Annotated in this window: 1 protein-coding gene; it reads left to right on the plus strand. The window is 66.2% G+C overall.

The window, feature by feature from the left end:
* Positions 1 to 31: 31 nt before the first annotated feature.
* A partial coding sequence (locus EN914_RS36480) for a dihydroxy-acid dehydratase (protein WP_206527336.1) occupies positions 32 to 1008 on the plus strand: 977 nt, incomplete at its 3' end.

The following is a 1008-nucleotide window of genomic DNA, read 5'->3' on the forward strand; positions in this document are numbered from 1 at the left end:
TTCCGGGACCTCGCCTGAAAGGACCGACACCATGACCGCCAGACGCGACATCGAAGCCATCACCGAACGCATCCGCCAGCGCTCAAAGCCCGGCCGCGAGCGTTATCTCGGCCGCATCGCCGAGGCGTCGAACCGCACCGCCAACCGGGCCGTTTTGTCGTGCGGCAACCTCGCTCACGGCTTTGCGGTGTGCAGCCCCTCGGAAAAGCTCGCGCTGGGCGCCGACAAGGTGCCGAACCTCGGCATCATCACCTCCTATAACGACATGCTGTCGGCGCATCAGCCGTTCGAGAGCTTCCCCGCGCTGATCAAGGATGCAGCCCGCGAAGCCGGCGGCATCGCCCAGGTGGCAGGCGGCGTGCCGGCGATGTGCGACGGCGTCACCCAGGGCCAGCCCGGCATGGAGCTGTCGCTGTTTTCGCGCGATGTCATCGCCATGGCCGCCGCGATCGGCCTGTCGCACAACATGTTCGACGCCGCCGTCTATCTCGGCGTCTGTGACAAGATCGTGCCGGGGCTGGTGATCGCCGCCCTCACCTTCGGCCATCTGCCGGCGGTGTTCATTCCGGCCGGACCGATGACATCAGGCCTGCCCAATGACGAAAAGGCCAAGGTCCGCCAGCTCTACGCCGAGGGCAAGGCCGGACGCGCCGAACTGCTGGAGGCCGAGTCCAAATCTTACCATGGACCGGGCACCTGCACCTTCTACGGCACGGCGAATTCCAACCAGATGCTGATGGAGATCATGGGCCTGCACACGCCGGGCGCGTCCTTCGTCAATCCAGGCACGCCGCTGCGCGAGGCTTTGACCCGCGAGGCGACCAAGCGGGCGCTGGCGATTACTGCGCTTGGCAACGCCTATACGCCCGTCGGGCGGATGATCGACGAGCGCTCGATCGTCAACGGCGTCGTCGGCCTGCATGCCACCGGCGGCTCGACCAATCACACCATCCACCTGATCGCCATGGCGGCGGCGGCCGGCATCGCCATCACATGGCAGGATATTTC

The sequence above is a fragment of the Mesorhizobium sp. M7A.F.Ca.CA.001.08.2.1 genome, assembly GCF_003998455.1.
Classification (GTDB): domain Bacteria; phylum Pseudomonadota; class Alphaproteobacteria; order Rhizobiales; family Rhizobiaceae; genus Mesorhizobium; species Mesorhizobium ciceri.